At 67.8% G+C, this 25,730-nt stretch carries 24 protein-coding genes and 1 tRNA gene; 15 read left to right on the top strand and 10 right to left on the bottom strand.

The genetic code is table 11. The features are described from left to right. Genes KCI33_RS05885 through mnhG form a run of 5 tightly spaced genes read left to right on the top strand, consistent with a single transcriptional unit; the run spans position 1 to position 3,020 of the window. Positions 1 to 366 carry a Na+/H+ antiporter subunit C gene (locus KCI33_RS05885; RefSeq protein WP_212523832.1) on the top strand — a complete coding sequence of 122 codons (366 nt, stop codon included), beginning with the start codon at positions 1 to 3 and terminating at the stop codon, positions 364 to 366. Further along, a complete protein-coding gene (locus tag KCI33_RS05890; RefSeq protein ID WP_212523833.1) occupies positions 363 to 1,862 on the top strand; it encodes a Na+/H+ antiporter subunit D in 1,500 nt (499 codons plus the stop codon). The genes KCI33_RS05885 and KCI33_RS05890 overlap by 4 nt, the downstream gene beginning before the upstream one ends. After that, the gene (locus KCI33_RS05895) at positions 1,859 to 2,335 is read left to right on the top strand and encodes a Na+/H+ antiporter subunit E (RefSeq protein ID WP_212523834.1); all 477 of its coding nucleotides are present in this window, start codon (positions 1,859 to 1,861) and stop codon (positions 2,333 to 2,335) included. Before KCI33_RS05890 ends, KCI33_RS05895 begins: the two co-directional genes overlap by 4 nt. After that, entirely contained in the window at positions 2,332 to 2,640 is a 309-nt protein-coding gene (locus tag KCI33_RS05900) for a cation:proton antiporter (protein ID WP_249138926.1), read from the top strand. Before KCI33_RS05895 ends, KCI33_RS05900 begins: the two co-directional genes overlap by 4 nt. After that, a complete protein-coding gene (gene mnhG / locus KCI33_RS05905; protein WP_212523835.1) occupies positions 2,637 to 3,020 on the top strand; it encodes a monovalent cation/H(+) antiporter subunit G in 384 nt (127 codons plus the stop codon). The genes KCI33_RS05900 and mnhG overlap by 4 nt, the downstream gene beginning before the upstream one ends. Here the strand turns inward: mnhG and KCI33_RS05910 are convergent. Together KCI33_RS05910 and KCI33_RS05915 are read right to left on the bottom strand one after the other, a co-directional pair. Further along, positions 3,017 to 5,134 (bottom strand): DEAD/DEAH box helicase, encoded by a 2,118-nt coding sequence (locus KCI33_RS05910; protein WP_212523836.1) that lies wholly within the window; start codon positions 5,132 to 5,134, stop codon positions 3,017 to 3,019. The two genes, mnhG and KCI33_RS05910, sit on opposite strands and share 4 nt — an antisense overlap. A gap of 235 nt (positions 5,135 to 5,369) precedes the next feature. Then, complete coding sequence (locus tag KCI33_RS05915; RefSeq protein ID WP_212523837.1) at positions 5,370 to 7,319, bottom strand: FAD-binding monooxygenase; 1,950 nt, start codon at positions 7,317 to 7,319, stop codon at positions 5,370 to 5,372. A gap of 157 nt (positions 7,320 to 7,476) precedes the next feature. On the opposite strand from KCI33_RS05915, the gene KCI33_RS05920 reads away from it, so the two are divergent. Together KCI33_RS05920 and KCI33_RS05925 are read left to right on the top strand one after the other, a co-directional pair. After that, positions 7,477 to 7,938 carry a MarR family transcriptional regulator gene (locus KCI33_RS05920; RefSeq protein WP_212523838.1) on the top strand — a complete coding sequence of 154 codons (462 nt, stop codon included), beginning with the start codon at positions 7,477 to 7,479 and terminating at the stop codon, positions 7,936 to 7,938. Positions 7,939 to 8,126: 188 nt separating this feature from the next. Further along, positions 8,127 to 9,281: an NADH:flavin oxidoreductase/NADH oxidase gene (locus tag KCI33_RS05925; RefSeq protein ID WP_212523839.1), complete on the top strand. Its 1,155-nt coding sequence runs from the start codon at positions 8,127 to 8,129 to the stop codon at positions 9,279 to 9,281. Positions 9,282 to 9,387: 106 nt separating this feature from the next. Here KCI33_RS05925 and KCI33_RS05930 read toward each other — a convergent pair whose 3' ends face one another. Then, positions 9,388 to 10,326: a LysR substrate-binding domain-containing protein gene (locus KCI33_RS05930; protein WP_212523840.1), complete on the bottom strand. Its 939-nt coding sequence runs from the start codon at positions 10,324 to 10,326 to the stop codon at positions 9,388 to 9,390. A gap of 346 nt (positions 10,327 to 10,672) precedes the next feature. Here KCI33_RS05930 and katG point away from each other — a divergent pair, with 346 nt between their 5' ends. Then, the gene (gene katG / locus KCI33_RS05935; RefSeq protein ID WP_212523841.1) at positions 10,673 to 12,874 is read left to right on the top strand and encodes a catalase/peroxidase HPI; all 2,202 of its coding nucleotides are present in this window, start codon (positions 10,673 to 10,675) and stop codon (positions 12,872 to 12,874) included. Between the two features lie 209 nt (positions 12,875 to 13,083). Here katG and KCI33_RS05940 read toward each other — a convergent pair whose 3' ends face one another. Next, complete coding sequence (locus tag KCI33_RS05940) at positions 13,084 to 14,073, bottom strand: quinone oxidoreductase (RefSeq protein ID WP_212523842.1); 990 nt, start codon at positions 14,071 to 14,073, stop codon at positions 13,084 to 13,086. Between the two features lie 97 nt (positions 14,074 to 14,170). Here KCI33_RS05940 and KCI33_RS05945 point away from each other — a divergent pair, with 97 nt between their 5' ends. The 3 genes from KCI33_RS05945 to KCI33_RS05955 all read left to right on the top strand — a co-directional run bounded on the left by KCI33_RS05945 (position 14,171) and on the right by KCI33_RS05955 (position 16,795). Then, on the top strand, positions 14,171 to 15,061 hold the full coding sequence (locus tag KCI33_RS05945) for a LysR family transcriptional regulator (RefSeq protein WP_212523843.1): 891 nt from the start codon (positions 14,171 to 14,173) through the stop codon (positions 15,059 to 15,061). Positions 15,062 to 15,269: 208 nt separating this feature from the next. Beyond that, a complete protein-coding gene (locus tag KCI33_RS05950) occupies positions 15,270 to 16,007 on the top strand; it encodes an ABC transporter ATP-binding protein (RefSeq protein ID WP_212523844.1) in 738 nt (245 codons plus the stop codon). Next, positions 16,004 to 16,795 (top strand): ABC transporter permease, encoded by a 792-nt coding sequence (locus KCI33_RS05955; protein ID WP_212523845.1) that lies wholly within the window; start codon positions 16,004 to 16,006, stop codon positions 16,793 to 16,795. The genes KCI33_RS05950 and KCI33_RS05955 overlap by 4 nt, the downstream gene beginning before the upstream one ends. Here KCI33_RS05955 and KCI33_RS05960 read toward each other — a convergent pair. Genes KCI33_RS05960 through KCI33_RS05970 form a run of 3 tightly spaced genes read right to left on the bottom strand, consistent with a single transcriptional unit; the run spans position 16,776 to position 19,100 of the window. Further along, the gene (locus KCI33_RS05960) at positions 16,776 to 17,387 is read right to left on the bottom strand and encodes an ATP-binding cassette domain-containing protein (RefSeq protein ID WP_212523846.1); all 612 of its coding nucleotides are present in this window, start codon (positions 17,385 to 17,387) and stop codon (positions 16,776 to 16,778) included. The genes KCI33_RS05955 and KCI33_RS05960 overlap by 20 nt on opposite strands. Continuing rightward, positions 17,384 to 18,142, bottom strand: a complete 759-nt coding sequence (locus KCI33_RS05965; protein ID WP_212523847.1) for an ABC transporter permease — start codon at positions 18,140 to 18,142, stop codon at positions 17,384 to 17,386. The genes KCI33_RS05960 and KCI33_RS05965 overlap by 4 nt, the downstream gene beginning before the upstream one ends. After that, positions 18,132 to 19,100: an ABC transporter substrate-binding protein gene (locus KCI33_RS05970; RefSeq protein WP_212523848.1), complete on the bottom strand. Its 969-nt coding sequence runs from the start codon at positions 19,098 to 19,100 to the stop codon at positions 18,132 to 18,134. The genes KCI33_RS05965 and KCI33_RS05970 overlap by 11 nt, the downstream gene beginning before the upstream one ends. A gap of 265 nt (positions 19,101 to 19,365) precedes the next feature. On the opposite strand from KCI33_RS05970, the gene KCI33_RS05975 reads away from it, so the two are divergent. Both KCI33_RS05975 and KCI33_RS05980 read left to right on the top strand, forming a co-directional pair. Then, a complete protein-coding gene (locus KCI33_RS05975; RefSeq protein WP_212523849.1) occupies positions 19,366 to 19,788 on the top strand; it encodes a hypothetical protein in 423 nt (140 codons plus the stop codon). Then, a complete protein-coding gene (locus KCI33_RS05980) occupies positions 19,785 to 20,699 on the top strand; it encodes an ankyrin repeat domain-containing protein (RefSeq protein WP_212523850.1) in 915 nt (304 codons plus the stop codon). The genes KCI33_RS05975 and KCI33_RS05980 overlap by 4 nt, the downstream gene beginning before the upstream one ends. Before the next feature lie 46 nt (positions 20,700 to 20,745). Here the strand turns inward: KCI33_RS05980 and KCI33_RS05985 are convergent, their stop codons facing one another. After that, complete coding sequence (locus tag KCI33_RS05985; RefSeq protein ID WP_212523851.1) at positions 20,746 to 21,309, bottom strand: c-type cytochrome; 564 nt, start codon at positions 21,307 to 21,309, stop codon at positions 20,746 to 20,748. 76 nt (positions 21,310 to 21,385) lie between these two features. Beyond that, complete coding sequence (locus tag KCI33_RS05990; RefSeq protein ID WP_212523852.1) at positions 21,386 to 23,086, bottom strand: PQQ-binding-like beta-propeller repeat protein; 1,701 nt, start codon at positions 23,084 to 23,086, stop codon at positions 21,386 to 21,388. A 119-nt stretch (positions 23,087 to 23,205) separates the two neighbouring features. On the opposite strand from KCI33_RS05990, the gene KCI33_RS05995 reads away from it, so the two are divergent. Together KCI33_RS05995 and KCI33_RS06000 are read left to right on the top strand one after the other, a co-directional pair. After that, positions 23,206 to 24,177, top strand: a complete 972-nt coding sequence (locus KCI33_RS05995) for a PQQ-dependent catabolism-associated beta-propeller protein (RefSeq protein ID WP_212523853.1) — start codon at positions 23,206 to 23,208, stop codon at positions 24,175 to 24,177. Next, positions 24,152 to 25,333, top strand: coding sequence for a branched-chain amino acid ABC transporter substrate-binding protein (locus tag KCI33_RS06000; protein ID WP_212523854.1), 1,182 nt, complete (start codon positions 24,152 to 24,154; stop codon positions 25,331 to 25,333). The genes KCI33_RS05995 and KCI33_RS06000 overlap by 26 nt, the downstream gene beginning before the upstream one ends. A 300-nt stretch (positions 25,334 to 25,633) precedes the next feature. Here KCI33_RS06000 and KCI33_RS06005 read toward each other — a convergent pair. Further along, positions 25,634 to 25,710: transfer RNA gene (locus KCI33_RS06005), tRNA-Met, on the bottom strand. Positions 25,711 to 25,730 lie beyond the last annotated feature (20 nt).

Raw genomic sequence — 25,730 nt, forward strand, 5'->3', positions numbered from 1 at the left:
ATGGAGGCCCTGCTTGCCCTCACCGTCGGCGCGCTGGTCGCCGCCGCGATCTACCTGATGCTGGCGCGCAGCCTGCTGCGCTTCCTCTTCGGGCTGGTGCTGATCTCGAACGCGGCGAACCTGCTGATCTTCACCGCCGGGCGCCTCACCGGCGGCGCGCCGCCGCTGATCGCCGAAGGCGCCGAGGTCCCGGCGGGCGCGGTGGCCAACGCCCTGCCGCAGGCGCTGATCCTGACGGCGATCGTGATCGGCTTCGGCCTGTTCGCCTTCGCGCTGGTGCTGGTCCTGCGCGCCCATGCGGCGCTGGGCACGCTGGACAGCGACGAGATGCGCGTGGCCGAACCCCGGAAAAGGGCAGCCCCATGAGCTGGATCCTGTCGCTGCCCCTCATCATCCCCTTTGCCACGGCGATCGCGGCCTTCGCGCTGCGCGACCGCGCGGCGGGCCGGTGGATCAGCGTCGCAGGCTCGGCCATGCTGCTTGGCACGGCCGCGCTCTTGATGGCGCGGGCGATGCGCCACGGCGTGATCGCCGCGCAGATGGGCGGCTGGCCCGCGCCCTTCGGCATCACGCTGGTCGCCGACCTGCTGAGCGCGGCGATGGTCGGGATCACCGCCATCATCGCGCTGGCCGTCTCCATCTACGCGCTGGCCGATATCGGCGGCCGGCTGGAGCGGCTCGGCTATCACGCGCTTTTCAATCTGCTGATCGGCGGGGTGAACGGCGCGTTCCTGACCGGCGACCTGTTCAACCTCTATGTCTGGTTCGAGGTGATGCTGATCGCCTCCTTCGGGCTGCTGATCCTCGGCGGACGGAAGGAGCAGATCGACGGCGGCGTCAAATATGTGACGCTGAACCTGATCTCGACGGTGCTGTTCCTCAGCGGGATCGGGCTGCTTTACGGGATGACCGGGACGCTCAACATGGCCGACCTGTCGCGCGCGGTGGAGACGGTCGAGAACCACGGCCTGCTCAGCGTCGTCGCCATGATGTTCATGGTCGCCTTCGGGGTGAAGGCGGCGCTTTTTCCGCTTTTCTTCTGGCTGCCGGCCGCCTACCACACGCCGGCCTTTTCGGTCTCGGCGGTGTTCGCGGGGCTGCTGACCAAGGTGGGGGTCTATGCGCTGATCCGCATGTTCACGCTGGTCTTCGACCATGACACCGGCCTTACCCACACGATCCTGCTGTGGGTGGCGGGGCTGACCATGATCACCGGCGTCCTCGGGGCCGCCGCGCAGAGCGACATCCGCAAGATCCTGTCGTTCCACATCGTCAGCCAGATCGGCTACATGGTGCTGGGACTCGCCCTGCTGAGCCCGCTGGCGCTGGCGGGGGCGGTGTTTTACCTCATCCACCATATCGCGGTGAAGGCCAATCTGTTCCTGATCGCGGGCGTGGCGCAGCGGCTGACCGGCCACACGGAGCTGGCGCGCATCGGCGGGCTCTACAAATCCGCGCCGCTGCTGGCCGTCCTGTTCCTGATCCCCGCCTTTTCGTTGGCCGGGTTCCCGCCGCTGTCGGGCTTCTGGGCGAAATATATCCTCGTGAAGGCCGCGTTGGACATCGAGGGCTGGCTGATCGCGGGCCTCGCGCTGCTGGTCGGGCTGCTGACCATCTATTCGATGACCAAGATCTGGGCGCAGGCCTTCTGGGCGCCGCACCCCGAGGGCATCGCCCCCGCGCTGTCGCGGATCGCGCCCGGCGCCCGCGCCGCGCTGCTGCTGCCGGTGGCCGGGCTGGCTGGACTGACCGTTCTGATCGGCCTCATGCCCCAGCCCTTGCTCGCGCTGGCCGAGGCCGCCGCGGCGCAACTGCTCGATCCCACACCCTATGTCGCGGCCGTCCTGGGAGGGGCGCCATGAACAGCTTCGCCGCCAATATCCTGCTTGCCGCCTGCTGGGCCGCGCTGACCGGAAGCGCCGCGCCGGGCGCGCTGGCGACCGGCTTCGCGCTGGGCTTCGCGGTGCTCTGGCTGCTGCGTCCGTTGACCGGCGGCGACGGGCGGTATTTCCGCCGCGTCTATTGCTGGCTGCGGCTGATCGTGATGTTCCACTACGAATTGCTGGTCTCCAGCCTGACGGTGGCCTGGGACGTGCTGACCCCGCGCCATCGCGCCCGGCCGGCGATCATCGACCTGCCGCTGGACGTGACGACCGATGCCGGCATTCTGCTGGTCACGAACCTGATCTCGCTGACGCCCGGCACGCTGAGCCTGGATGTGTCCGAGGACCGCAAGACGCTGCGCGTGCACGCAATGTTCGCCGATGATCCGGTGCGGATCCGGCGCCAGCTCAAGACCGGAATGGAAAGATGGGTGAAGGAGGCCGTCGAATGATGAACGCAACGGAATTCCTGGCGCTGTGCCTGCAAATCGGCTTCGGCCTGATCCTGGCAGCCGTCGCTCTGGCCTTCCTGCGGCTCTTGCGCGGGCCCAGCCTGCCCGACCGGGTGGTCGCGCTGGACCTGATGACCGTGTCGATCGTGTCGTTCTGCGGCCTCTATGCGATGGCCACGCGAGAGCGGGCCTTCCTCGACGTGGCGATGTCGCTGGCGCTGGTGGGCTTTCTGGCCACCGTGGCGCTGGCCCGATTCGCCGAACGCCGCCAAGCCGGAAAACCGTCCGGAAAGGAGGGAACATGACCGAGGTTGTCGCCGGTGTGCTGGTCCTGCTCGGGGGGGTCTCGGCGCTGATCGCAGCGCTGGGGCTGCTGCGCCTGCCGGATGTGCTGATCCGCATGCATGCCTCGACCAAGATCGGGACGCTGAGCCCGGGCCTGATCATGGCCGCGACCGCGCTGCATTTCGCCGAAGGCCCGGTGACGCTGCGGGGCGTGGCGATCATGGCGTTTCTGCTGCTGACCGCCCCGATCGCGAGCCACCTGATCGGCCGCGCGGCCATGCGAAGCGGCGTTCCGCTGTGGCACGGCAAAGAAGATCCGCACGCGCCCGGACCGCCGGACGGACCGTCCGGCCCCGGCCCGGCGCTGCCGGGCGGAGGCCGGCCGTCACCGTCGGCCTAGCGCTTTTGCCTCCGGGGCGGCGTGTTGCCGCCGTCGGGCCCGGACCTGCGCTTGCCGCCCTTCGGCGCGCCGGGTTTCGCCTTCTCCGGCTTGCCCGGCCGCGCGACCCGCTTGGAGCTGTCCGCCGCGCCGGGGCGCGTTGTCGCGGGTTTGCCGGCGGGCTTGCCCGCGCCGAATTTCCCCGCCCCGCCCTTGCGGGGCTTCGCCGCGTCGGGCTTCCCGGCGGAGCGCTCCGCGCGCGTGCGCTCCGGCTTGGCCGTTTCCGCCGCGCCGGGTTTGCCGCGCTTGGGCGCTGCGGGGGCCTCGGACCATTGCCTTTTCTCAGGCCGGTCCGGTTTCTGGTGGCGCGGCTTGCCCGCGGACGGGCCGGTGCCGGTCCGAGGCCGCTCGGCGGTGGCGTCGGGTGTCACCGGCGGGCGCGGCTTCGTGGCCGCGACCGGCGGGCACGGCTCCGGCTCCGGCGCGCGCCGGTCCCGATCGGCGTGGACGGGGCGCGCGCCCGGTTTCCGGGGCGCGGATGTGCGCGGGGGTGGGGCCATGTCCGGCGCCCCGTCGAGTTGCCGCACGGTGACGCCCTCTTCGAGCGCGCCGCCCTCACCCAGAGATGCGAGGAACCCCGAAACACTGTCTTGCGAAAGCTCGACATAGGTTTCCGAGGACTGCACCCGGATCGCGCCAATCGCGTCCTTGTGCAGATTGCCCGCCCGGCACAGCAGCGGCAGCAGCCAGCGCGCCTCCGCCCGGTCGTTGCGGCCGACCGACAGGGCAAACCAGACGCTGGGGCCGAAGGGCTTGCGCTCCTTCGGTGCGGGCTGCGCATCAGGCGGGCTGAGATCCTCGGGCGCGGATTGGCGGGCGCGGTAGAGGCGCAGATAGGCCGCGGCGATTTTTTCCGGCGAATGCAGGTCGAGAAGCTTCGCGGCGAAGGCCTGCTGTTCCTCGGTCGTCTCCTCGTCCCAGACCGGATCGGCGAGCAGCCGCTCCTCGTCGCGGCGCAGGATTTCTTCGGCCGTGGGCGCGGTCATCCACTCGGCCTCGATCTTGGCGAATTTCAGCAGGCGCTCGGCCTTCTTGGCGATCTTGGGCGTGATGATCAGGGCGGAGATGCCCTTGCGCCCCGCGCGGCCGGTCCGGCCCGAGCGGTGCAGAAGCCCCTCCGCGTTCGTGGGCAGATCGGCGTGGATCACCAGCTCCAGGTTGGGCAGGTCGATGCCGCGGGCGGCGACATCGGTCGCCACGCAAACCCGGGCGCGGCCGTCGCGCATGGCCTGCAGGGCATGGGTGCGTTCGCTCTGGCTCAACTCGCCCGACAGGCTGACCACGGCGAAGCCGCGGTTCGCGAAACGCGCCGTCAGCCGGTTTACCGCCGCGCGGGTGTTGGCAAAGACGATGGCGTTCTGCGCCTCGTGGTAGCGCAGCACGTTGATGATGGCATTTTCGGCGTCGTTCTGCGCGACGCGCAACGCCTGATAGGCGATGTCGGCATGCTGGCTGGCGCCGCTCAGCGTCGTCACGCGCACCGCGTCGCGCTGATACTGCTTGGCCAGCGTCGCGATCATCGGCGGCACCGTGGCCGAGAACAGCAGCGTGCGCCGTTCGGCGGGCGCCTCGCCCAGCATGAACTCCAGATCCTCGCGGAACCCGAGATCGAGCATCTCGTCCGCCTCGTCCAGAACGATGGCGCGCAGGCTGCTCAGGTCGAGCGAGCCGCGCTGGATATGGTCGCGCAGACGGCCCGGCGTGCCCACGACGATATGCGCCCCGCGCTCCAGCGCGCGGCGTTCTTCGCGCATGTCCATGCCGCCGACACAGGAGGTCACCCGCGCCCCGGCCCTGGCGTAAAGCCAGCCCAGTTCGCGCATCACCTGGAACGCCAGTTCGCGCGTCGGCGCGACGACCAGGGCCAGCGGCGCCGCCGCCGGGCCCAGATGCTCGTCGTCGCCCAGCAGGGTGTGCGCGATGGCCAGGCCGAAACCGACGGTCTTGCCCGAGCCGGTCTGCGCCGAGACCAGAAGGTCGGCGTCCTGAAGCTCGGGGGCGGTGACCGCCTCCTGAACGGCGGTCAGCGTGTCATACCCGCGCTCCGCGAGGGCATCGGAAAGTGTCTTGATCATGGGAAGGTCTATCCGTGGGGTCCCGGCGCGGCGCGCGTGCGCCTCGTGTCTGCGGGGGGAGGCTGCAGAAAGACGATCCCATAACGCCAGTTGGCCCGAATGTATATGGCCAAAGCGTCGCGGAGGCGTCGGCGCAGCGCAGGGCCGGCACGCGCCAGGCGATCGGGGGCCGCCCGGTCCGGGCCGTGCCGCCCCGGCTGCGCGGACGTTACCCCCCGCCCGCCTTCGAAGGCCCTCAGGCCGCAGGCAGCATGAAGCCCTCGAAGAACGCGGCCAACTCGTCGTAGCCGTCCAGCGGCAGGACATGCGCGACATGCTGATCCGGCCGGACGAGGACCATGCAGCCCCGCTCCCGGTCGATGCCGCGCATCGTGAAGATGTCGCCGCCCTTCGGGTCCGGGGAGAAGACCTTCTCGTAGTCCCGCAGGCCATAGCGGCCCTTGTGCGGCAACAGCAGCGCGGGCATGGTCTCGACCGCCAGCGCGCGGTGCTCCTGCTGCAGCACGGCGCGCAGGTCGATGACCGAATCGATATCCGCGCCCGCAGGGGTGTAGCGGCGGATGGGCGACTCCGGCGCCGCGGCCAGGAAGTCGCACAGAGCCCGGAGACCGGAGGACGGCGCCGCGGGATCCCCCGCCCCGGCGAAGGCAAAGAGGCGCCAGCGCCCGTCCGCCTTGACGGTATGGCCCAGATGCATGGGCCTGGCGTCCGCCAACCGGATCACCGGCGCCGAATGGAAGCGCATCCCGATGCCGAACCCCTCGGCCAGGTGCTGTTGCGTCGGCGCGCCGGTCAGGATCGACGGCTTGTACTGGATCGCCGTTCCCGCAGTGAACCGCCCGTGCTGCACGAAATATTTCTGGAACTCTGCCGGGTCCACGCCGTCGCCGTCGTCATCGGCCGAGGTCTTGGGTCGCGCGCTGAACATCTTGGCGAACTCGCGGTCGAAATCGATCAGCTGTCTTGCGACCCCCTGCCGCTCGGCCGAGTAGCTGTGCAGGATCTCGGGCGCGCAGCGATTGAGCAGGACCGAGGCCAGCTTCCAGCCTAGGTTGAAGCCATCGCGCATGGAGACATTCATGCCCTGCCCGGCCTTTGGGCTGTGGGTGTGGCAGGCGTCGCCGGCGATGAAGACACGCGGGGTGCGCGTGCCGACCTCCTGCTCCGGGACATCGTCGAACTTGTCGCACAGACGCTGGCCGATCTCGTAGACCGACCACCAGGCGACCTCCTTCACCTCCAGCGTGTAGGGGTGCAGGATCCGCTGCGCCGCCGATATCAGATGGTCGATGGTGATGTTCCGGCTCGACACCCGCTCGTTCTCGCTCAGCTTGTCGAGTTCGATATAGAGGCGGACCATGTAGCCGCCTTCGCGCGGGATGATCAGCAGGTTGCCCTCGTTGGCCGAGTGAACCGCCGCCTTGAGCCGGATATCCGGGAAATCGGTGACCGCCAGCACATCCATCACGCCCCAGGCCTGGTTCGCGGCATCCCCGCGCAGGGCGCGACCGATGGATTGGCGCACCGCGCTACGCGCGCCATCGCATCCGACGACGTAGCGCGCGCGGACGGTTTCCAGCTGGCCGTCATGGCCGGGATCGGTGCGCTCGACGGTCGCGGTGACGGGGTGGGACGGCGCGCCCTGACCCGAAGACAGCGAGGGATCAATCCTCAGATCGCGCAGGCGGCGGGAATAGTCCGGCTCCAGCCGCGCGGGCGCGTTGCGCATGATATCCAGGTAGAAGTCATGCACCCGCGCCTGGTTCAGGATCGCATGCGGGAATTCCGACAGCCCGTCCTCGGTATCCTGTATCCGTCCGCTGCGGGCGATGGCCTCGGGGCGGTCCGTGTCGGGCTTCCAGAACGATGTCTCATTGACCCAGTAGGCCTCTTTCAAGACCCGCTCGCTGAAGCCGAAGGCCTCGAACATCTCCATCGTGCGGCAGGCGATGCCATCGGCCTGCCCAACCAGAAGGCGGCCCGGCTTCTGGTCGAGGATGCGGGTCGTGATCTGCGGGAAGGCCGCCAGTTGCGCGGCCAGCGTCAGGCCGGTCGGGCCTGCGCCCACGATCAGCACATCGACCTCTTCGGGCAGACCATCGGCCGGGCGCGACATCCCGTGCTGAGTGTCCGCTTCCGCAACGGCCGGATCGCCGGTCCTGAACCCGTTCAGGTGAAATTGCATGGCTCCCCTCCCCTTGCGCGACGTGGCAATATAGTAACTATACTTATCATATCCGCGCCACCCGAGAGCCTGTCAAGAAAAGAAATATGTATACCAATCAATTCCCGCAACCTATTGTGGTCACGTTGTTTTGCGAAGCGGAAACGGAGGCGCGGGGATGGAAATTCACGACATGGCCGGTCATCTGATCCGGCGCCTGCATCAACATTCGACCCAGGTCTTTCAGGCCCATGCGCGGGACGCCGGGTTCGATCTGACCCCCGTTCAGTTCGCGGCGATGGATGCGATCCGCTCCGATCCCGGCATCGACCAGGCCGGGGTGGCCGCCCTGATCGCCTATGATCGCGCGACCATCGGCGGGGTGATCGAGAGGCTGGTGCAGAAAGGATATGTGAAACGCGTCGTCAGCCGCCGCGACCGGCGCGCCCGCGAGCTTACCTTGACCGAGGACGGGCGGCGCGTCTTTCACGCGTTCCTGCCCGTGGTCAGGACATTGCAGGACGACATCCTTCCGGGACTGACCGATGCGGAACGCGCCGCGTTCCTAGCGCTGGCGCGCAAGGCCGCCCGATTTCTCGATCAGGGCAAGCCCGCCGCGGCGGCCAACGGGGACGGCTGATAGGAACGCCCGCACGCCGCGATGCGCGCCGGCCGCGCGCCCTCCCGGCCGGGAAAGCCCGGGTTCGGCCCCTGCCGCTTTCGGGGGCCGGAGCAAACCTTCGGGCGTCGCGCCCTGGACCGCGCCGAAGGATTGAGTCCGCGCCCGTCCGCGGCTAGCGTGCAGCGCAACCTACCGGAGGAGCCCCCGTGACCGACACCCCGACCCTTTTCCGCCCGCTGAGCCTGCGCGGGCTGAGCCTGCGCAACCGCATCGTGATCTCGCCGATGTGCCAGTACACGGCCCACGACGGGCATCTCGAGGACTGGCACCTGGTCCACCTCGGTCGCTTTGCGACCGGCGGCGCGGGCGTGGTGTTCACCGAGGCGACGGCGGTGCAGAAATCCGGGCGCATCACCCACGGCTGCCCGGGCCTCTGGACCGACAGCCAGATCCCGGGCCACGCCCATGTCGCCCAGTTCGCCCTGCGCCACGGCGCGGTGCCGGCGGTTCAGCTCGGCCATGCCGGGCGCAAGGCAGGCATGCAGCGCCCGTGGTTCGGCAATGGCCCGCTGACGGAGGAGGACTTCGCGCGGGGCGACATGCCGTGGCAACCGGTCGGCCCCTCGCCCATTCCCGTCGCCGAGGGCTGGCCGGAGCCGCACGCGCTGTCGCTTCAGGAAATCCAGACTCTGGTCGAGGATTACGCCGCCGCCGCGCGCCGCGCGCTTGCCGCGGGCTACCGGATCGCCGAAGTGCATGGCGCGCATGGCTACCTGATCCACAGCTTCCTGTCGCCGCTTTCGAACCGGCGCAGCGACGCCTATGGCGGCGACCTGGCGGGCCGGATGCGGCTGGCGCTGGAAGTGACCGAGGCGATCCGCGCGGTCTGGCCCGACGAGCTGCCGCTGTTCTTCCGCACCTCGGCGGTGGACGGTGTCCCGGACGGCTGGTCGCTGGAAGATACGGTTGTCCTGGCGCGCGAGCTGAAGGCGCGCGGCGTTGACGTGATGGATTGCTCCTCGGGGGGCATCGCCGGGGCGGCGACCGCGGCGGGCGGGGCGAAGCGGCAGCCGGGTTTTCAGGTCCCCTACGCGACGCGGGTGCGCGAGGATGCCGGGTTGGCGACCATGGCGGTCGGCCTGATCACCCACCCCGAGCAGGCCGAGGCGATCGTTTCCGAGGGCCGCGCCGATCTGGTCGCGATCGGGCGGGAAGCCCTCGTCGACCCGTCCTGGCCGCTGCATGCGGCGGTGGCCCTCGGGCATGACCGGCGCTTTGAAAGCTGGCCCGAGCAATATGGCTGGTGGCTGGTTCGCCGGCAGGACAGCTCGGAATTCTACAGGCCCGGCGGCGAGGGCTGAGCGGCAACGACCGCGGGCCGCGTCGGGGGCAATCCTGCGCGCTGCGCCGTTCGCCGCATGTGGCGGACGGATCGGGACGCGCAGGGTGTCGGCCGAAGTCGCCCCTTCAGGCCCGGGCGTGCGGCAGCGGCGTTCCGCGATCCCGCGCCGCGCGCAGGGTCTCGGCCGAGTGACGGACAACCTCGGAGATCTGCCGCAGTTCCCTGGCCAGGGGACTCGTCTTGCGCCAGATCATGCCCACGGTCCGCGAGGGCCGCGGGCTGTTGAAACGCGCGACGGACACCGGCGCCGAGCGAGTCTCGACCGGCACCGCCATTTCCGGGATCAGGGTGACGCCGATGCCGGCACCGACCATCTGAACCAGCGTTGACAGCGAGGTTCCGTCCAACCCTTCGCGCGGCAGCGCCGACTGCATGTTGCAGAACGACAGGGCCTGATCGCGGAAACAGTGCCCCTCTTCCAGCAGCAGCAGCCTCATTTCTCGAAGCGTTTCGCTGTTGGGCACCGGCTTCCCCGCGTCCTCTCCCGGCCGGACCAGGACGAAGTCCTCGTCGAACAGCGCCGTCTCGGTGAAGGACGGCTCGGAGACCGGCAGGGCGACAATGGCGGTGTCCAACCCTCCGTCCGACAGCTCCTGGAGAAGTTTCGGGGTCACCGTCTCCCGCACGCGGATATCGAGGCCGGGATACTGGCGCGTCAGGTTGGCGATGATCGTGGGCAGCAGGTAGGGGGCGATGGTCGGGATCACGCCGATCCGCAGCCGTCCCGCCATCCCCTCGCGCGAGGCGCGGGCCAGGTCGCCCAGCTCATCCACGGCCCGCAGGATCTCGCGCACGCGCAGGGCGAACTCCTCTCCCAGGCCGGTCAGCCGGACCTGTCGCGCGCCCCGCTCGAACAGCGCGGCGCCCAGGGTTTCCTCCAATTCCTTGATCTGCATGGACAAGGCGGGCTGAGAGATCGCGCAGGCATCCGCCGCGCGTCCGAAATGGCCGTGCCGTGCCAGCGCCTCGAAATAGCGGAGCTGCCTGAGTGTCAGATTTGTCATAAGCTTTACTTATCATGGCAATCAGTAAATTCAACTTAATCTAATGATCTCTGTTTGTTAGACATTGGGACAGGGGAGACGAGGAACCGCCGATGCCGAAACGGACTCGCGTCACGACCGCCGACCACGCGCCGGCCGCCGATGTGCAGCACATCAGCTGTGCCGGTGTTGGCGGCACGCTCCCGTCTCCGCGCGGCCATGTCCGACGGGCGCCCTGGGCGGCAGGGAAATCCCGCCGCCCCGGCCCGCGTCACCGCGCCGGGCCTTAGACGGGACCGCCCCCACAGCATGCATGGCCCTTGCCCACGAAGCAGTTCAACCAACGCAGCCACGATCGGAGAGACACATGGACGGAAATGATATCGGGAACGCCGGCAAGTGCCCGGTGATGCACGGGGCCACGAGATTCGGGGTCCGGTCGAACCGCGACTGGTGGCCGAACCAGCTGAACCTCAGGATCCTGCACCAGAACTCGGCGCTGTCCGATCCCATGGGCGGGGCGTTCAATTACGCCGAGGAGTTCAAGAAACTCGACCTCGCGGCGCTGAAAAAGGACCTCTACGCGCTGATGACCGACAGCCAGGACTGGTGGCCGGCCGATTACGGCCATTACGGCGGCCTGTTCATCCGGATGGCCTGGCACAGCGCCGGCACCTACCGCACCGCGGACGGCCGCGGCGGCGCCTCCACGGGCACGCAGCGCTTCGCGCCGCTGAACAGCTGGCCGGACAACGGCAACCTCGACAAGGCGCGCCGGCTGCTGTGGCCGATCAAGCAGAAATACGGCAACCAGATCTCCTGGGCCGATCTGATGATCCTGGCCGGCAACTGCGCGCTGGAATCGATGGGCTTCAAGACCTTCGGCTTCGCCGGCGGGCGCGCCGATGTCTGGGAGCCCGAGGAGGACATCTACTGGGGCTCCGAGACCGAGTGGCTGGGCGACAAGCGCTACAGCGGCGACCGGGAACTGGAAAACCCGCTGGCCGCCGTGCAGATGGGCCTGATCTATGTGAACCCCGAAGGACCGAACGGCGAGCCGGACCCGGTCAAGTCGGGCCGTGACATCCGCGAGACCTTCGCGCGCATGGCGATGGACGATTACGAGACCGTCGCGCTGACCGCCGGCGGCCACACCTTCGGCAAGACCCACGGCGCGGGCGACCCCGCCCATGTCGGCCCCGAGCCCGAGGGCGCCCCGATCGAGGCGCAGGGCTTCGGCTGGCTCAGCAGCTACGGCAGCGGCAAGGGCCGCGACACGATCACCAGCGGCCTCGAAGGCGCCTGGACGCCGAACCCGACCAAGTGGGACATGGGTTATTTCGACGTTCTCTTCGGCTATGAGTGGGAACTGACCAAGAGCCCGGCGGGCGCCTGGCAGTGGACCCCGAAGGATCTGAAGGAAGAGGACATGGCGCCCGATCCGGAGGACCCCTCGAAGAAGGTTCCGATCATCATGTCCACCGCCGACATGGCGATGCGCATGGACCCGGCCTACGAGAAGATCTCGCGCCACTTCCACGCCAACCCCGACGAGTTCGCCGATGCCTTCGCCCGCGCCTGGTTCAAGCTGACCCACCGCGACATGGGGCCGAAATCGCGCTATCTGGGCGCCGAGGTTCCGGCCGAGGACCTGATCTGGCAGGATCCGATCCCGGCCGTCAATCATCCGCTGATCGACGCCGCCGACATCGCGGACCTCAAGGGCAGGATCCTGGCCTCGGGCCTGTCGGTCCCGGAACTGGTGCAGACCGCATGGGCCTCGGCCTCGACCTTCCGCGGCTCGGACAAGCGCGGCGGGGCGAACGGGGCGCGCATCCGGCTGGAGCCTCAGAAGAACTGGGAGGTCAACCAGCCCGAGCAACTGGCCCGGGTGCTGGACACGCTCCAAGGCATCCAGAGCGCGTTCAACGACGGCGCCAGCGGCGGCAAGAAGGTCTCGCTCGCCGACCTGATCGTGCTGGGCGGCTGCGCCGCGGTCGAGAAGGCCGCGAAGGACGCCGGTCACGAGGTGGAGGTTCCCTTCACGCCGGGCCGCACGGATGCCTCGCAGGAACAGACGGACGTGGCCTCCTTCGCCGTGCTCGAACCGATCGCCGACGGGTTCCGCAACTACACCAAGGGCGCCTACACCGTCTCGGCCGAGGACCTGCTCATCGACAAGGCGCAACTGCTGACGCTGACTGCGCCCGAGATGACGGTTCTTGTCGGCGGGATGCGGGCGCTGAACGCGAATGTCGGGCAGGCCCGGCACGGTGTGTTCACCGATCGGCCCGGGACGCTGACCACCGACTTCTTCGTGAACCTTCTCGACATGGGCACGGAGTGGAAGACGGCCTCGGACGCGCAGGACCTGTTTGAGGGGCGCGACCGCGCCACCGGCGAGGTGAAGTGGACGGGCACCCGCGTGGACCTCGTTTTCGGTTCGAACTCGCAGCTGCGGGCGCTGGCAGAGGTCTACGCCCAGGACGACTCGCAGCAGAAGTTCGTGCGCGACTTCGTTGCGGCCTGGGCCAAGGTGATGAACGCGGATCGCTTCGATCTGGCCTGATCCCCCCGGCCGAAAGGTGCCCGCGCGCGGCTGACACCAGGCCGCGCGCGGGCGCAACCTCGGTGACCGACCGCAGGATGACGACCAGTCCTGCGGTCGGCCGATATGCCGATGAACACCCCGCTTGCGTCAGGCGGCCCCATGCGACCGGCAGCCTGTCGTCCCGCGCAGCGCCGGGAGGACGGGCGTCCCCGGAAGTTGCGCCGCCATCACGGCAGCAGAACCACCGAACCCGTCGTGCGCCGGGCCTCAAGATCCTCATGCGCCTTGCGCGCGTCCGACAGGGCATAGGTCGTGACCGCCGAGGCGCGCACCACCCCCGCCTGCATCGCCGCGAAGAGGCGCTGTGCCGCGGCCTCGTATTCCGCCCGGACGGCGGTGTAATGCGCGATCGACGGCCGGGTGACGTAGAGCGATCCCTTCGCCCCCAGCGATGCCACGTTCAGCGGCGGCACCGGGCCCGACGCTTCGCCGAAACTGACCAGGGTGCCTCGCGCCCGCAGACAATCGAGCGATTTGGCGAAAGTATCGGCACCGACCGAATCATAGACAACATCGACGCCCTTGCCGCCGGTGATCTCGGCCACCCGCGCCTGAAAATCCTCATCGGTGTAGAGGATCGCGTGATCGCATCCATTCGCACGCGCAACCTCCGCCTTCTCGGCGGAACTGACCGTGCCGATGACGGTCGCACCGATCGCGTGCAGCCACTGACAGGCGATCGTGCCCACCCCGCCCGCCGCGGCGTGCAGCAGCACGGTGTCGCCCCTGGTCACGGGAACGCAGCGGTGGATCAGGTATTCAACCGTCAGCCCCTTGAAGATCAGCGCCGCGACCTGCGTGCTGTCCAGCCCCTCAGGCAGCGCGATGGCGCGGGCGGCGGGCAGGTTGCGGTAGGTGGCATAGGCGCCGGGAGGGCCGCCGACATAGGCCACGCGCTGGCCGAGGGCGAATCCCGAGACGCCCTCGCCCAGGGCCGTGATCTCGCCCACGCCCTCGACCCCGAGACCGCTGGGCAACGCCAGCGGCGCGGCGTAGACGCCGCGGCGGTGATAGATGTCGATGTAGTTCACGCCGATCGCCAGATGGCGGATCTGGACCTCGCCGGGCGCGGGGGACGGCAAAACCTGCTTTTGCCAGCTCAGCACCTCGGGGGCGCCAAATTCGGAAAGTCGGAGGATTTCGGATTCAACTGTCATGGTCTTGTCTCATAAGGGTTTGCCAAACAATGGCTTGCTTTCCGATGCGGGTCGAGAAACTCTTCCGCAATCCGATTTTGCGAAAATAGAACGACCTATGGACTGGAATGACCTGAAGTTCTTCCTCGCCGTGGCGAATGCCAAGACGCTCAGCGCGGCATCCGGCCAGCTCGGGGTCAGCCCATCCACCGTGTCCCGCCGCATCGGGGCGCTGGAATCGGCGCTTCAGGTGCGCCTGTTCCGCCCCCACCGGGACGGCTACGATCTGACACCGGCGGGGCAGGACCTGGTGGCGCCTGCGGAACGCGCCGCGGCCGAAATGCGCGTTTTCGAGCGCAGCGCCCGCGAAAAGGACACTGACCTTGCCGGCCCCGTCCGCATTTCCGCGCCCGAGCTACTGGGGCAGGAGATCCTGCTCCCCGGCCTTGCGGGTTTCCTGCAAAGCCACCCTGACATCCGGATCGAGATGCATTCAAGCGTGCGCCCGATGCGCCTGACCGGAAGGGAGGCCGACATCGTCCTGCGCCTGATCCGGCCGGAACGCGGCAGCTACCGCCAGCGCAGGCTGGGCCGGATTGCCTTCGGCATCTATGCCTCGGCCGATCACATCGCCCGCCACGGCGCCCCCGACAGCGCCGCCGACCTGCACCGCCACCGGGTGATCGGCTGGACCGAGGACCTGCGCTATCTCACCATGGCCACCTGGCTGGAGGCGCTCTGCCCCGGCCTGCAACCCGCCTTGCGCCTGTCGTCGCTGAACGCGCAGCTGGCGGCGGTGAAACAGGGCCTCGGCCTGGCCGTCCTGCCCAGCTTCGCCGCCGAGGCCGCCGGTCTGGCGCCCCTTTTGCAGGATGCGCCCGGGCTGGCGCCGGATCTCTGGATGCTGGTCCACGAACAGGCCCTCGGCCTGCCGCGCGTGCAACTGGCCAAGAACGCGCTGCTCGACCTGCTGACGCAGTTTGCCGAACACCCCGCCAGGAACGCATAGCGTGGCAGCGCATGGCGCGCGGCAGGCACCCCAAGCCGTCCCATGCTAGAGATTGACGCGGCCGCCCCGACTGGGTTGACTGATCCCAGCGGCCCCGGGCGCGGTCATTTCAGCGGGAGGTCCACGTGAGGACAATCGAACGTGACGTCGTGAAAGCCGACTGTCCCGGCGCCGCCGGCGTCAACCGATCCCGCGGGGTGCCAGAAAAGTGACCGGCGACGCGCATCCGGGTCTGGCGGTCGAAGGCGTCAGCTATGCCTATGGGGATCGCAGGGCCCTCGACGGCGTGGACTTCGCGGTGGCAGCCGGGACATTCTGCGCCCTTCTGGGACCGAATGGCGCCGGCAAATCGACGCTGTTTTCGCTGTTGACCCGCCTGTTCGTCACCCGGACGGGGAAGATCCGGATCAGCGGCATCGATCTGTCGCGGAACCCGCGCGCGGCGCTGGCGCTGATGGGCGTCGTGTTCCAGCAGCAAACGCTCGACCTCGATCTCACGGTCAGGCAGAACCTTGCCTATTTCGCCGCCCTGCACGGCATTTCCGGCCGCGATGCGGAGCAGCGGATCGACAGGGCGCTGGGCTGGCTTGGCATGGCCGACCGGGCGCGGGAACGGGCGCGCGACCTGAATGGCGGGCACCGCAGACGCGCCGAAATCGCGCGCGCCCTGCTCCACGGCCCCCGGGTGCTGTTGCTCGACGAACCCACGGTCGGCCTCGATGCGGCAAGCCGGCGCGCGATCACCGCGCGCGTGCATGAGCTGTGCCGGGAGGAGGGCCTGACCGTGCTCTGGGCCACCCACCTCGTCGACGAGGTGCGCGACGAGGATGACCTTGTCGTGCTGCATCGCGGAAAGGTGCTGGCGCGCGGCATCGCCTCGGACATCGCGGGGGGAGAGCGGCTTGCCGACGCCTTTCTGGCCATGACGCGCGAGGAGGCGTCATGAGTGCCTGGCTGATCTGCCTGCGCGCCATCGTCGCGCGCGAGGCGTTGCGCTTCGTCCATCAGCGCGGGCGTTTCATGTCGGCGCTCGTCCGGCCGCTCGTCTGGCTGCTGATCTTCGCCGCCGGCTTCCGCAACGCACTGGGCGTGTCGATCATCCCGCCCTACGAGGTCTACATCACCTACGAGGTCTACATTATCCCCGGGCTGTGCGGGATGATCCAGCTTTTCAACGGGATGCAGAGCTCTCTCAGCCTGGTCTACGACCGCGAGATGGGGTCGATGCGTCTGCTGCTGACCAGCCCCATGCCGCGCTGGTGGCTGCTGGTGAGCAAGCTTCTGGCCGGCGCGACGATCTCGATCCTTCAGGTCTACACCTTCCTCGCCATCGCGGCGGGTTTTGGCATCCGCATGCCCTGGGAGGGCTATCTGCTCGTCCTGCCGGCGCTGTTCGTCACCGGGCTGATGCTGGGCGCGCTCGGGCTGGCGCTGTCGTCCTTCATCCGGCAGCTGGAGAACTTTGCCGGGGTGATGAATTTCGTCATCTTCCCGATGTTCTTCCTGTCCTCGGCGCTCTACCCGCTGTGGAAGATGGCCGAAAGCTCGCAACTCCTCTACCGGCTGAGCGCGGCAAATCCGTTCACCCACGCGGTCGAACTGATCCGCTTCGCGCTCTATGGCCAGTTCAACGGCTGGGCGCTGCTGTGGGCGTTCGCGGCGCTGCTGGTCTTTCTGCTGCTCGCGCTGCTGGGCTACGACCCGGCCCGCGGGCTCATGAGGCAGAAGGGCTAGGCCCGCCGCCCGAGGCCGCGTCCGGGCGGTCGAGCCGCAGGGTCCTGGTGGCCAGGCGCGCCGCCTCCATCGGCGAATGGGTCACGAAGATCGTGGCAACGCGATGGGCCGCCAAGAGGCGCTCGGTCAGTTGCAGCATGTCCTCGACGATCGGGGCGTCGAGCGAAACGAAGGGTTCGTCCATCAACAGCAGCTCGGGCCGCGCCGCGAAGGCCCGGGCGAGCGCCAGGCGCCGCTGCTGGCCGAGCGACAGCTGCGACGGGTAATGGCCCTCCTTACCCTCGAGCCCCACCTCGGCAAGCGCCCTGTCGGCGGCCTCCGCATCCACATGCGCGGCCAGCCGGAGATTGTCCCGCGCCGAACGCCAGGGCAACAGGGTGGGTTCCTGGAACACCATCGCCAGTCGCTCGGGGCGCGCGACCCGGCCCTCGAACGCGGGGTCCAGGCCGGCGACGATCCGCAGCAGCGTGGTCTTGCCCACACCGGATGGTCCGGTGATAGCCAGCGTCTCGCCCGCGTCCAGCGCGAAGGACAGGTCGCGCAGAATGCACGCGTCACCGAACCGCTTTTCACGCACGTCCACAGTTATCATGCGCGCCGCCACCGTGACGCCCTCGCCTCCCAGGGCTGCAAGACCAAGGCTTCGATCAACAACATGACGGCGATGAAGCTGATCGCATAGGCGAAAACCATCCCGACATCGAAAAGCTGGAAATAAAGGTGGATCTTGAAGCCGATCCCGTCGGAGCGCCCCAGGAACTCCACCACCAGGACGATCTTCCATATCAGCGCGATGCCCGAGCGTCCGGCGCTGGCGATGAAAGGCGCCAGTTGCGGCAAGGCCACATGCCGGAGCTTTTCCAGCCGCGAGAGGCGGAAGACGCGCGCCATGTCGTTCAGCCGGGGGTCGAGCGCCCTTGCGCCCTCGCGGATGGTCACGATGACGGTCGGGATCTTGTTGAGCGCGACCGCCATGACGGCCGCGACCTCGTTCAGCCCGATCCAGAGATAGGCGAGCACAATGGTCACCAGCGCCGGCAGGTTGAGGAACACGATGAGCCAGGGATCGAGCCACTGGTTCGCCCGGCGGCTCAGCCCCATCACCATCCCGATCGCCATGCCGAGGGACATCGCGATGACATAGGCCATCGCGACCCGGCGCAGCGTTGCCACCAGATGCCGGGCCAGTTCGCCCGAGGCGGCCTCGGCGTAGATCAGCGGCGCCACGCGCCAGGGCGGCGGCAGCACCTCGGGGTCGCCGCCTGCGATTGCCAGCAGCGACCAGAACGCCAGCAGGCCCGCCAGCGACAGGGCCGTTATTCCGGGTCTGCGGGGATCAGCTGCCAATGTTGACGAAAAGCCCCTTCGGCAACTCGGTTGCCTCGCCCACCAGATCGCTGCCGCCGATCCGCGCCATCAGCGACAACAGCCTGGACGCGGCCTCTTCGTCCACCGATCCGGGGCCGGGGATGCCGGCCCGGAAGCCCGCCTTGAGGGCCTCGAATTCGGAAGCGTTTTTCGCGTTCATGCGCTCGCGCAGCCTCTCCCATTCCGCGTCATCGGCGGCCAGCATCTCCTTGGCGCCGCGCGAGGCCCGTGCCAGCCCCTCGACCAGCTCCGGGTGGTCGCGCAGCATTTCGCCCTTGAGGACATAGCCCAGCAGCGGCGTTTCGGGATCGAGCCCAAGTTCCTGCGCCGCCTCGGAGACCGAGATCAGCGGCCGCATGCCGGCGGCCTCCATCTTGGCCTGGAAGTGCCAGAAATTGATCGCACCGCCCAGCTCGCCGCCCAGCGCGGCCTTGTAGATCAGGGGCGCCCCGCCAAAGACCTGCTCGGTCTCGGCCGCAAGGTCCATGCCGTGGGCCTGTTCGGCATAGGCCTGCAGGATGATCCAGCTCTTGTCCAGCGGGCCGCCGGCGATGCCGATCTTCTGGCCCTTCAGATCGGCCAGGGACCGCGCCGGGCTGGACGCCGGAACCATGACCCCGCCCACCGCCTTAGAATAGGGAACGAAGACATAGTCCTTTCCGGCCGCGCGCTGGCGGGCGACCCAGATCCAGTCGGAGACGATCGCATCGGCTTCCCCGCCCTGGAACGCCACCTGCGCGGCCGAACTGCCGGCCACGCCCTGCACCCGCATGTCGAAGCCGTTTTCGGCATCGAGGCCGTGGTGCTTGATCGTGTCCAGCTCCCAATTGACGGTGCCGAACTCCAGAACGGCGACACGAAGCACCGGAGCCTCGGCCGTTGCTGCCGCGACGCTCAGCACCAGTGGCGCCAGCGCAGCAATGAATTGCCGGAACATTCCCATTTCGTCCTCCCTGACCGATTGGCCAATCGCCGTCGTCAGATGCAAGCGGTCCCCGCAACACGGGGGATGCAACCGCAACTGGCGGACAAACTTTTCGCCAATAACAGCGGCATCATATTTGATATGCTCCCGCGTGTCATTGCAGACATCGTTTCCGGGGCCGGGGCATGCGATGGACCGGCCGCCGTCGATGAATTACAGTCCGGTTTCCAGGCATCGCGACGCGTGCGGGGCGGATTTGCCTGAAGGGGAGGCGAGGATGAACCTGACAAGGCGGCTGTTGACGGCTCTGGCGGTCCTGGCCGCGGCTGCAACGCCAGCCGCAGCGGACGGCGATCCCACCCGGCGGGCGACGCGGCTCGACCCGCTCGCGCTGAACGCCGCCGAGGGGTTTTCGACGACCAGCTACACGATCAAGGCCGGCACCTATTACCGCTGGCGGATCGAAAGCGACGGCCTGGAGGAATACAAGCTGCTGGCGCCTGAGCTGTTCCGGGAAAGCTGGATCGACCAGATCGTCATCGAGGATCTGGAGGTCAAGCCCTACGGGCTGCATGCCGTCGAATTCGACGACGAGGGCGTGATCGACATCTGGTTCGTGCCGATCCGGCCGGGAACCTACAGGTTCTATGTCGAGGGCCTCGAAACACAGGGATTCAACGGGGAGTTCATCGTGCAATGAAGCTCAAGGCCGTGATCCCGCTTGCCGCCTTCGCGGCCTTGGCGGCCGGTGCGGTGGCGGCGCAGCCCGCCTCGCTGATCTGCAGCGCGCTGGCCCAGGAACTGGCCCAGAAACCGGCGCATGGCGAAATTCGCCTGCTCAGCGAGGCGCTGTTCGAGGCGGCCGCGCTCGACTGCGCCGACATCGCCGCCGGTTTGCTGGACGAGGGCGCATCCGTGCACGCCAGGAATGCCGGCGGCGCGTCGGCGCTGTCGATTGCGGCGAGCAAGGGCTCGCGAAACGTGACCGGGGTGCTTCTGGAGGCGGGGGCGGATATCCATCACCGCGACCTGACCGGGGCGACCCCGCTGCTGCGCGCGGCGCGGGACGGGCGCCGCCGGGTCGCCGCGATACTGCTTGAGGCCGGTGCCGACCCGAATGCCGCGGACGACAAGGGCATCACGCCGCTGATCGCCGCAGCCTTCGGCGGGCACCGCCGGCTGGTGGAGACGCTGATCGCGGCGGGATCGGAGATCGACGCCGTGGACGGCACCGGCAAGGTCGCGCTGAGTTATGCGGCGGGCCGCGGCTTCGTCGATATCGCCGAACTCCTGATCTCGGCCGGCGCGGATCCCGACGGCATTTGGGGGCATCAGCTGACGCCGCTGATGTGGGCCGCCGGCCACGCCAACGACGCGCCGCCTTCGGACGGGATCGCAACCGCGAAATTGCTGCTGGAGGCCGGCGCCGACCTGTCGCGGCAGGACGATCGCGGCCGTGACGCCCTGATGATCGCCGCCGCGCGCGGCCACGCGGAGATGGTCGCGTTTCTGCTGGAGCAGGGCGCCGATCCCGCCCGGCGCGACGGCCAGGGCAAGACGGCAGCCGATCTCGCCGCCACCGAGGCGATCCGGTCGCGCCTCGGCGGCTAGGGGTAGGGGCCAGGGGCGCGAGGTCACGCCCGGCAGCGGCATCCGGTCAGAATGCCGCGAGATAGCGCGCCAGCGCGTCGATGGTTTCCTCCGAAAGCTGCTTCATCGTGCTGGATTTGTCCGGCGCGTTCTTGCGCACGTCATTCTTGAAATCCAGCATCGCCTTGCGCAGATAGCCCGGCTGCTGCCCGGCGAGGCGCGGAATGCGGCTGTCGCCCTGCCATTTGCCGTGGCAGGCGCTGCACTGGCCGCCGGTGATGCCGCGTTCGGCGATCTGGCTGTCGCCCTCTTCGGCATGCGCATCGATCGCGGGCCACGGCTTGTCGGCGAAATATTGCGCCACCGCCTTCATCTGGTCGCGCGAAAACTCGGACGCGATCGGCGACATGATCTCGTTTTCGCGACGGCCGGCGGCATAGTCCTTCAGTTGGGTGTAGATGTAGAAGAACTGCTGCCCCCAGAGGATCGGGTATTCCTCGTCCACGGGAAGGCCGTCCTCTCCGTGGCATCCGCTGCAGACGGCAACGGCGTCCTCGAGATTGAAATCGTCCTGCGCGCTGGCCGGCCCGGCCGCAATCAGCGCCGCCAGTGCTAAGGCGTATCGTTTCATGAATCGTGCTCCGCTCGTTGGAACGATGCGGGGCCTGGCGGCCCCGCATCTTGGTATCAGGATTGCGCCCGGAGGCTCAGTCGGCAAGCGCGAACGCGATGATATTGTTCCCGCGCTTGTAGTTGAGCTGGGCGTTGCCCCCTGCGGCGACCACAATGTACTGGGTTCCGTCCACCGTATAGCTCGACGGCGGCGCGTTTACGCCGGCACCGGCCTGGAAGCGCCACAGCTCGGCGCCGCTGGTCGAATCGTAAGCCTTGAACAGGCCGTTGCCCTCGCCGGTGAAGACGAGCCCGCCCGCTGTGGCGAGGACACCGCCGATCATCGGCTCCGCGGTGCGCACCTTCCAGCGGATCTTGCCGGTGTCGTAGTCGACGGCGGTGACGTTGCCCCACTGTTCCTCGTCCGGGATCACGTCAAAGGAACCGCCGAGCCACAGCTTGCCTTCCGGATAGGGCGTGGACGACACCGTGTAGGTCATCGGCTGGTGCAGGTTGATGGCGTAGCTCAGGCGCTGCGTCGGGTCGATCGCCATGGGCGACCATTCGACACCGCCATTGGCCCCGGGCAGCATACGCGCCCCATCAGCGGTCGGAAGCGTCCACATGTTCTCCTGCGGAACCATCGCCTCGGAGAATCGGATCAGAGAGCAGTCGTCGGCCTTGTGGACGTAGACATGCCCGGTCTTGCCGCCATGCAGCACGCCCTTGACGTCGTTGCCATCCGCGTCCTTGACCGTGGTGATGATCGGCGGCGAAACCGCATCCAGGTCCCACACGTCATGCGCGATGTACTGGAAGTGGCAGACATATTCGCCCGTGTTCAGGTCAACCGCGACAAGGCTGTCGGTATAGAGGTTGTCACCGGGGCGCAGCGCCCCGTCGAGATCGGGTGACGGGTTGCCCACGACGAAGTAGACCCGGTTGGTCTCCAGGTCGACCGCCGGGTTCTGCCAGACGCCGCCACCGAGGGTCTCGTAGGGGTCGCCCTGCTCCGCCAGCGCGGCCTTCTCGGCCTCGATGTCGCGCAGCATGTCGCGGCCGGTGGCGTCATGGGTGGCCCAGACCCCGGTCGAATCCTCCGCGGTCGTGTGGAAGGTCCACTTCAGTTCACCCGTTTCGGTGTCGAACGCCTTCACGAAGCCGCGGATGCCGTATTCGCCGCCATTGGTGCCGATCAGCACCATGTCGTTCACGACGGTCGGGGCCATCGTCTCGGAATAGCCAAGCTCGGGATCGGCGATCTCGGTTTCCCAGACCTGCTTGCCGGTCTTGGCGTCAAGCGCCACCAGCTTGGCGTCGAGCGTGCCCATGAAGACCTTGTCGCCAGTGACCGCCACGCCACGGTTGTTCGGGCCGCAGCAATAGGTGGTGATCGGGCCCATGTCGTGCTTGTGATGCCAGATCTGCGCGCCCGTGCGGGCGTCCAGGGCATAGACATGGTTGAACGCGGTCGTGACATACATGACCCCGTTCACCACGATTGGCGTCGTCTCCATCGTGTCGACGATCTCGGTCTGGAAGATCCAGGCCGGCCGTAGTTTCCCCACGTTGTCCGTGTTGATCTGGCGCGAGGGGTAGTAGCGCGTCTGCTGATAGTTGCCGTTTGTGTGCAGGAAATTGTTGCCGTCGCCGGCCGCCCGGCTGAGCATGTCCTGCGTCACATAGGAAAGGTCACCGTAGAGGGTGCCGCCGCCGACCTCCTCCTGCGCCCATGCCGAGCCGGCCACAAGGACCAGAGGCAAAGCGAGCAAAGCTTTCAGGAATTTAAGTTTCATAATTTCTTCCTCCCATGGCTATGGCCAGGTCTCCGCCTGGCCAAGCAGACCCATAGTATTGGAAAATTGCTAGACTCGCCAGTTTTTGGAAATTACCTGTCAAGTTGGGAGAATGTCGCATGAGGAATTGCTGTCTTGCGGGTGGCTTTTGGCTGCTCCTTGGGTCGGTTGCGCTGGCGCAGGGGTCTGGCCTGGCGTTCGTTGCGAACGAACGTGACGACACGCTGACGATTCTGGCGCCCGACCATTCCGTCGTGGCGCAGCTGGAGGCCTGCGCCCGCCCACGCGGCATGCATTTCAGCGCCGACCGCAAGGAATTCTACGTCGCCTGCGCCGACGACGACCAGATCGCCATCTACGATACGGCGACGCGCGCGCTGCTGCGCCGGATTAGGGGCGTGCCGGCACCCGAAACCTTCGATCTGCATCCGGACGGAAGGCGTCTGATCGTGTCCAACGAGGAGGATGCCACCGCAACCGTCTACGACGTGCAAACTGGCGAACTCCTCAGCGAATACGAAACCGGCGAAGAGCCGGAGGGCGTGCAGGCAACCTCGGACGGGCGGCTGGTGTTCGTCGCGTCCGAGGCCGCGAATCTCGTCCATGTCATAGACCTCGAGGCTGACGCGGTTATCGCGGACATCCTGGTCGATACCCGGCCGCGCCGCTTCGCGCTGACGCCCGACGAAAAGGAGCTCTGGGTCTCGGCAGAACTCGCCGGGATCGTGGACATCATTGATGTGGAGACGCTGCGACTTGTCGGCGACATTGCCTTTCTGCCGACCGGCTTCCGCCCCGAACAGGTGACCCCGGTGGATCTCATCATCACGGCCGACGGCAGCCGCGCCTATGTGGCGCTGGGCCGTGCCAACCATGTCGCTGTCGTTGACGTGCGAAAGCGCGAGGTCATCGACTATATCCTCGTCGGCAAGCGCGCCTGGGGACTGGCGCTTTCCGCCGACGAACGGACGCTTTACGTCGCCAACGGCCTGTCCGATGACGTCTCGGTCATCGACACCGAAAGCCTGAGGCCGATCACCACCATCCCGGTTGGGCGGGTTCCCTATGACGTTCTTATCGACGATCGCTAGGTTCTGCGCCGCGCTGGCGCTGCTGCTGGCGCCGCTGCCGGCGCCGGCTGCCGAGAGGGCCTGGTTCGTCTATCTCGGCCTTGACGGCGACCCCTATTACGAGCCGCAGCCGGTCTATACCGGGCTCTCGCTGAAGGATCGCCACCGCCCGGTCGACGGCGCGCGCCTCGCGCTGAAGGGAACCGGGGTGCTGGAGCGCGCGCTGGGCATCGATTTCGAAATGCAGGAAACGCTGCTCGGTGCGGACGCATCCGCCGTCGAGGCCGTCCGCGCCGCACGGGAAGGCGGGGCGCTTGCGGTCCTTCTGGACCTGCCGGAGGACCGGATGGAACAGGTGCTGGCCCGCGAAGGCGACAAGATGTTGCTCTTCAATATCCGGCACGCCGCCGACCGGTGGCGCGGGCCAGATTGCGCGCCGATGCTGTTGCACACCATTCCCTCGCGCGCGATGCTCTCCGACGCGCTGGCCCAGCATCTGCGGTCGCGGGGATGGACGCGCATCCTTCTGCTGGCCGGCAAGGCGCCGGAGGACCGTGACGAGGCCGAGGCGATCGGCCGGTCGGCTGCCAAGTTCGGCCTGCGCATCGTGGCCGAGCGGGATTTCGTTCTGACCAACGATCCGCGTCAGCGCGGCAGCAGCAACATAGCGCTGCTGACAGGCCCGCCGGCCCATGACGTGATCTGGCTTGCCGACACCGAGGGCGAATTCGGCCGATATGTGCCCTACGCCACCTATTCCCCGCGCCCGGTGGTGGGCAGCGAGGGGCTGTCGGCCTTCGCCTGGCACTGGACCTGGGAACGCCACGGCGCGCCGCAACTCAATCAGCGGTTTCGGCGACTGGCGGAGCGCGATATGGAACCGGAGGACTGGGCTGCCTGGATCGCCGCCAGCGCGGTCATCCAGACAGTCGCGCAGAGCGGCACTGCCGACCGCCTTCGGATCGCGGATCTCATCCGTTCCGGTGATTTCGCGCTCGATCTCTACAAGGGGGTGCGCGGCAGTTTCCGCGAATGGAACGGCCAGTTGCGCCAGCCGATCCTGCTGGCAACGCATAACGCGGTCATCGAACGTGCCCCGGTCGATGGTTTCGAACATCGAACCGACACCCTGGACACGCTCGGCATCGACGCGCCCGAGAGTCGCTGCCCGCGCTGACCGCCGCATCGGTGGGACATTCCAACCATCACCGCCCCCACTCGAGCCTCGACGGGCTCACCCCGTGGGAGTATCACCAACGGTCGAAAGAGGACCAAATCCTGAACAGAGCTAACTCATAAGCGCGGACTCGAAGGGGAGCAGGTCACGAAGAGACGCTCCCGGCCGCCTGCGCAGTTGCCCTTCCGCCACGCCGCTTAACGGGCCTCGGTTGCTTCCACAGTGCTTCCAGGGGCATTAATGCAACGCAAGAAGCCGCCCATGGGCGGCTCGTAACCTGTTGATAATGTGTATGGAATTTGGTTGCGGGGGTAGGATTTGAACCTACGACCTTCAGGTTATGAGCCTGACGAGCTACCGGGCTGCTCCACCCCGCGACAGTTATGGGATCATCGTT

Origin of the sequence: Actibacterium sp. MT2.3-13A (genome assembly GCF_018139985.1) — a bacterium.
In the GTDB taxonomy this organism is placed as follows: domain Bacteria; phylum Pseudomonadota; class Alphaproteobacteria; order Rhodobacterales; family Rhodobacteraceae; genus JAGSOU01.

What these genes read in the sequence shown, in the direction of transcription:
- KCI33_RS05885 (WP_212523832.1), top strand. Translation starts at nt 1, where the DNA reads ATGGAGGCCCTGCTTGCCCTCACCGTCGGCGCGCTGGTCGCCGCCGCG.
- KCI33_RS05890 (WP_212523833.1), top strand. Translation starts at nt 363, where the DNA reads ATGAGCTGGATCCTGTCGCTGCCCCTCATCATCCCCTTTGCCACGGCG.
- KCI33_RS05895 (WP_212523834.1), top strand. Translation starts at nt 1,859, where the DNA reads ATGAACAGCTTCGCCGCCAATATCCTGCTTGCCGCCTGCTGGGCCGCG.
- KCI33_RS05900 (WP_249138926.1), top strand. Translation starts at nt 2,332, where the DNA reads ATGATGAACGCAACGGAATTCCTGGCGCTGTGCCTGCAAATCGGCTTC.
- mnhG (WP_212523835.1), top strand. Translation starts at nt 2,637, where the DNA reads ATGACCGAGGTTGTCGCCGGTGTGCTGGTCCTGCTCGGGGGGGTCTCG.
- KCI33_RS05910 (WP_212523836.1), bottom strand. Translation starts at nt 5,134, where the DNA reads ATGATCAAGACACTTTCCGATGCCCTCGCGGAGCGCGGGTATGACACG.
- KCI33_RS05915 (WP_212523837.1), bottom strand. Translation starts at nt 7,319, where the DNA reads ATGCAATTTCACCTGAACGGGTTCAGGACCGGCGATCCGGCCGTTGCG.
- KCI33_RS05920 (WP_212523838.1), top strand. Translation starts at nt 7,477, where the DNA reads ATGGAAATTCACGACATGGCCGGTCATCTGATCCGGCGCCTGCATCAA.
- KCI33_RS05930 (WP_212523840.1), bottom strand. Translation starts at nt 10,326, where the DNA reads ATGACAAATCTGACACTCAGGCAGCTCCGCTATTTCGAGGCGCTGGCA.
- katG (WP_212523841.1), top strand. Translation starts at nt 10,673, where the DNA reads ATGGACGGAAATGATATCGGGAACGCCGGCAAGTGCCCGGTGATGCAC.
- KCI33_RS05940 (WP_212523842.1), bottom strand. Translation starts at nt 14,073, where the DNA reads ATGACAGTTGAATCCGAAATCCTCCGACTTTCCGAATTTGGCGCCCCC.
- KCI33_RS05945 (WP_212523843.1), top strand. Translation starts at nt 14,171, where the DNA reads ATGGACTGGAATGACCTGAAGTTCTTCCTCGCCGTGGCGAATGCCAAG.
- KCI33_RS05955 (WP_212523845.1), top strand. Translation starts at nt 16,004, where the DNA reads ATGAGTGCCTGGCTGATCTGCCTGCGCGCCATCGTCGCGCGCGAGGCG.
- KCI33_RS05960 (WP_212523846.1), bottom strand. Translation starts at nt 17,387, where the DNA reads ATGATAACTGTGGACGTGCGTGAAAAGCGGTTCGGTGACGCGTGCATT.
- KCI33_RS05970 (WP_212523848.1), bottom strand. Translation starts at nt 19,100, where the DNA reads ATGTTCCGGCAATTCATTGCTGCGCTGGCGCCACTGGTGCTGAGCGTC.
- KCI33_RS05975 (WP_212523849.1), top strand. Translation starts at nt 19,366, where the DNA reads ATGAACCTGACAAGGCGGCTGTTGACGGCTCTGGCGGTCCTGGCCGCG.
- KCI33_RS05980 (WP_212523850.1), top strand. Translation starts at nt 19,785, where the DNA reads ATGAAGCTCAAGGCCGTGATCCCGCTTGCCGCCTTCGCGGCCTTGGCG.
- KCI33_RS05985 (WP_212523851.1), bottom strand. Translation starts at nt 21,309, where the DNA reads ATGAAACGATACGCCTTAGCACTGGCGGCGCTGATTGCGGCCGGGCCG.
- KCI33_RS05990 (WP_212523852.1), bottom strand. Translation starts at nt 23,086, where the DNA reads ATGAAACTTAAATTCCTGAAAGCTTTGCTCGCTTTGCCTCTGGTCCTT.
- KCI33_RS05995 (WP_212523853.1), top strand. Translation starts at nt 23,206, where the DNA reads ATGAGGAATTGCTGTCTTGCGGGTGGCTTTTGGCTGCTCCTTGGGTCG.
- KCI33_RS06000 (WP_212523854.1), top strand. Translation starts at nt 24,152, where the DNA reads ATGACGTTCTTATCGACGATCGCTAGGTTCTGCGCCGCGCTGGCGCTG.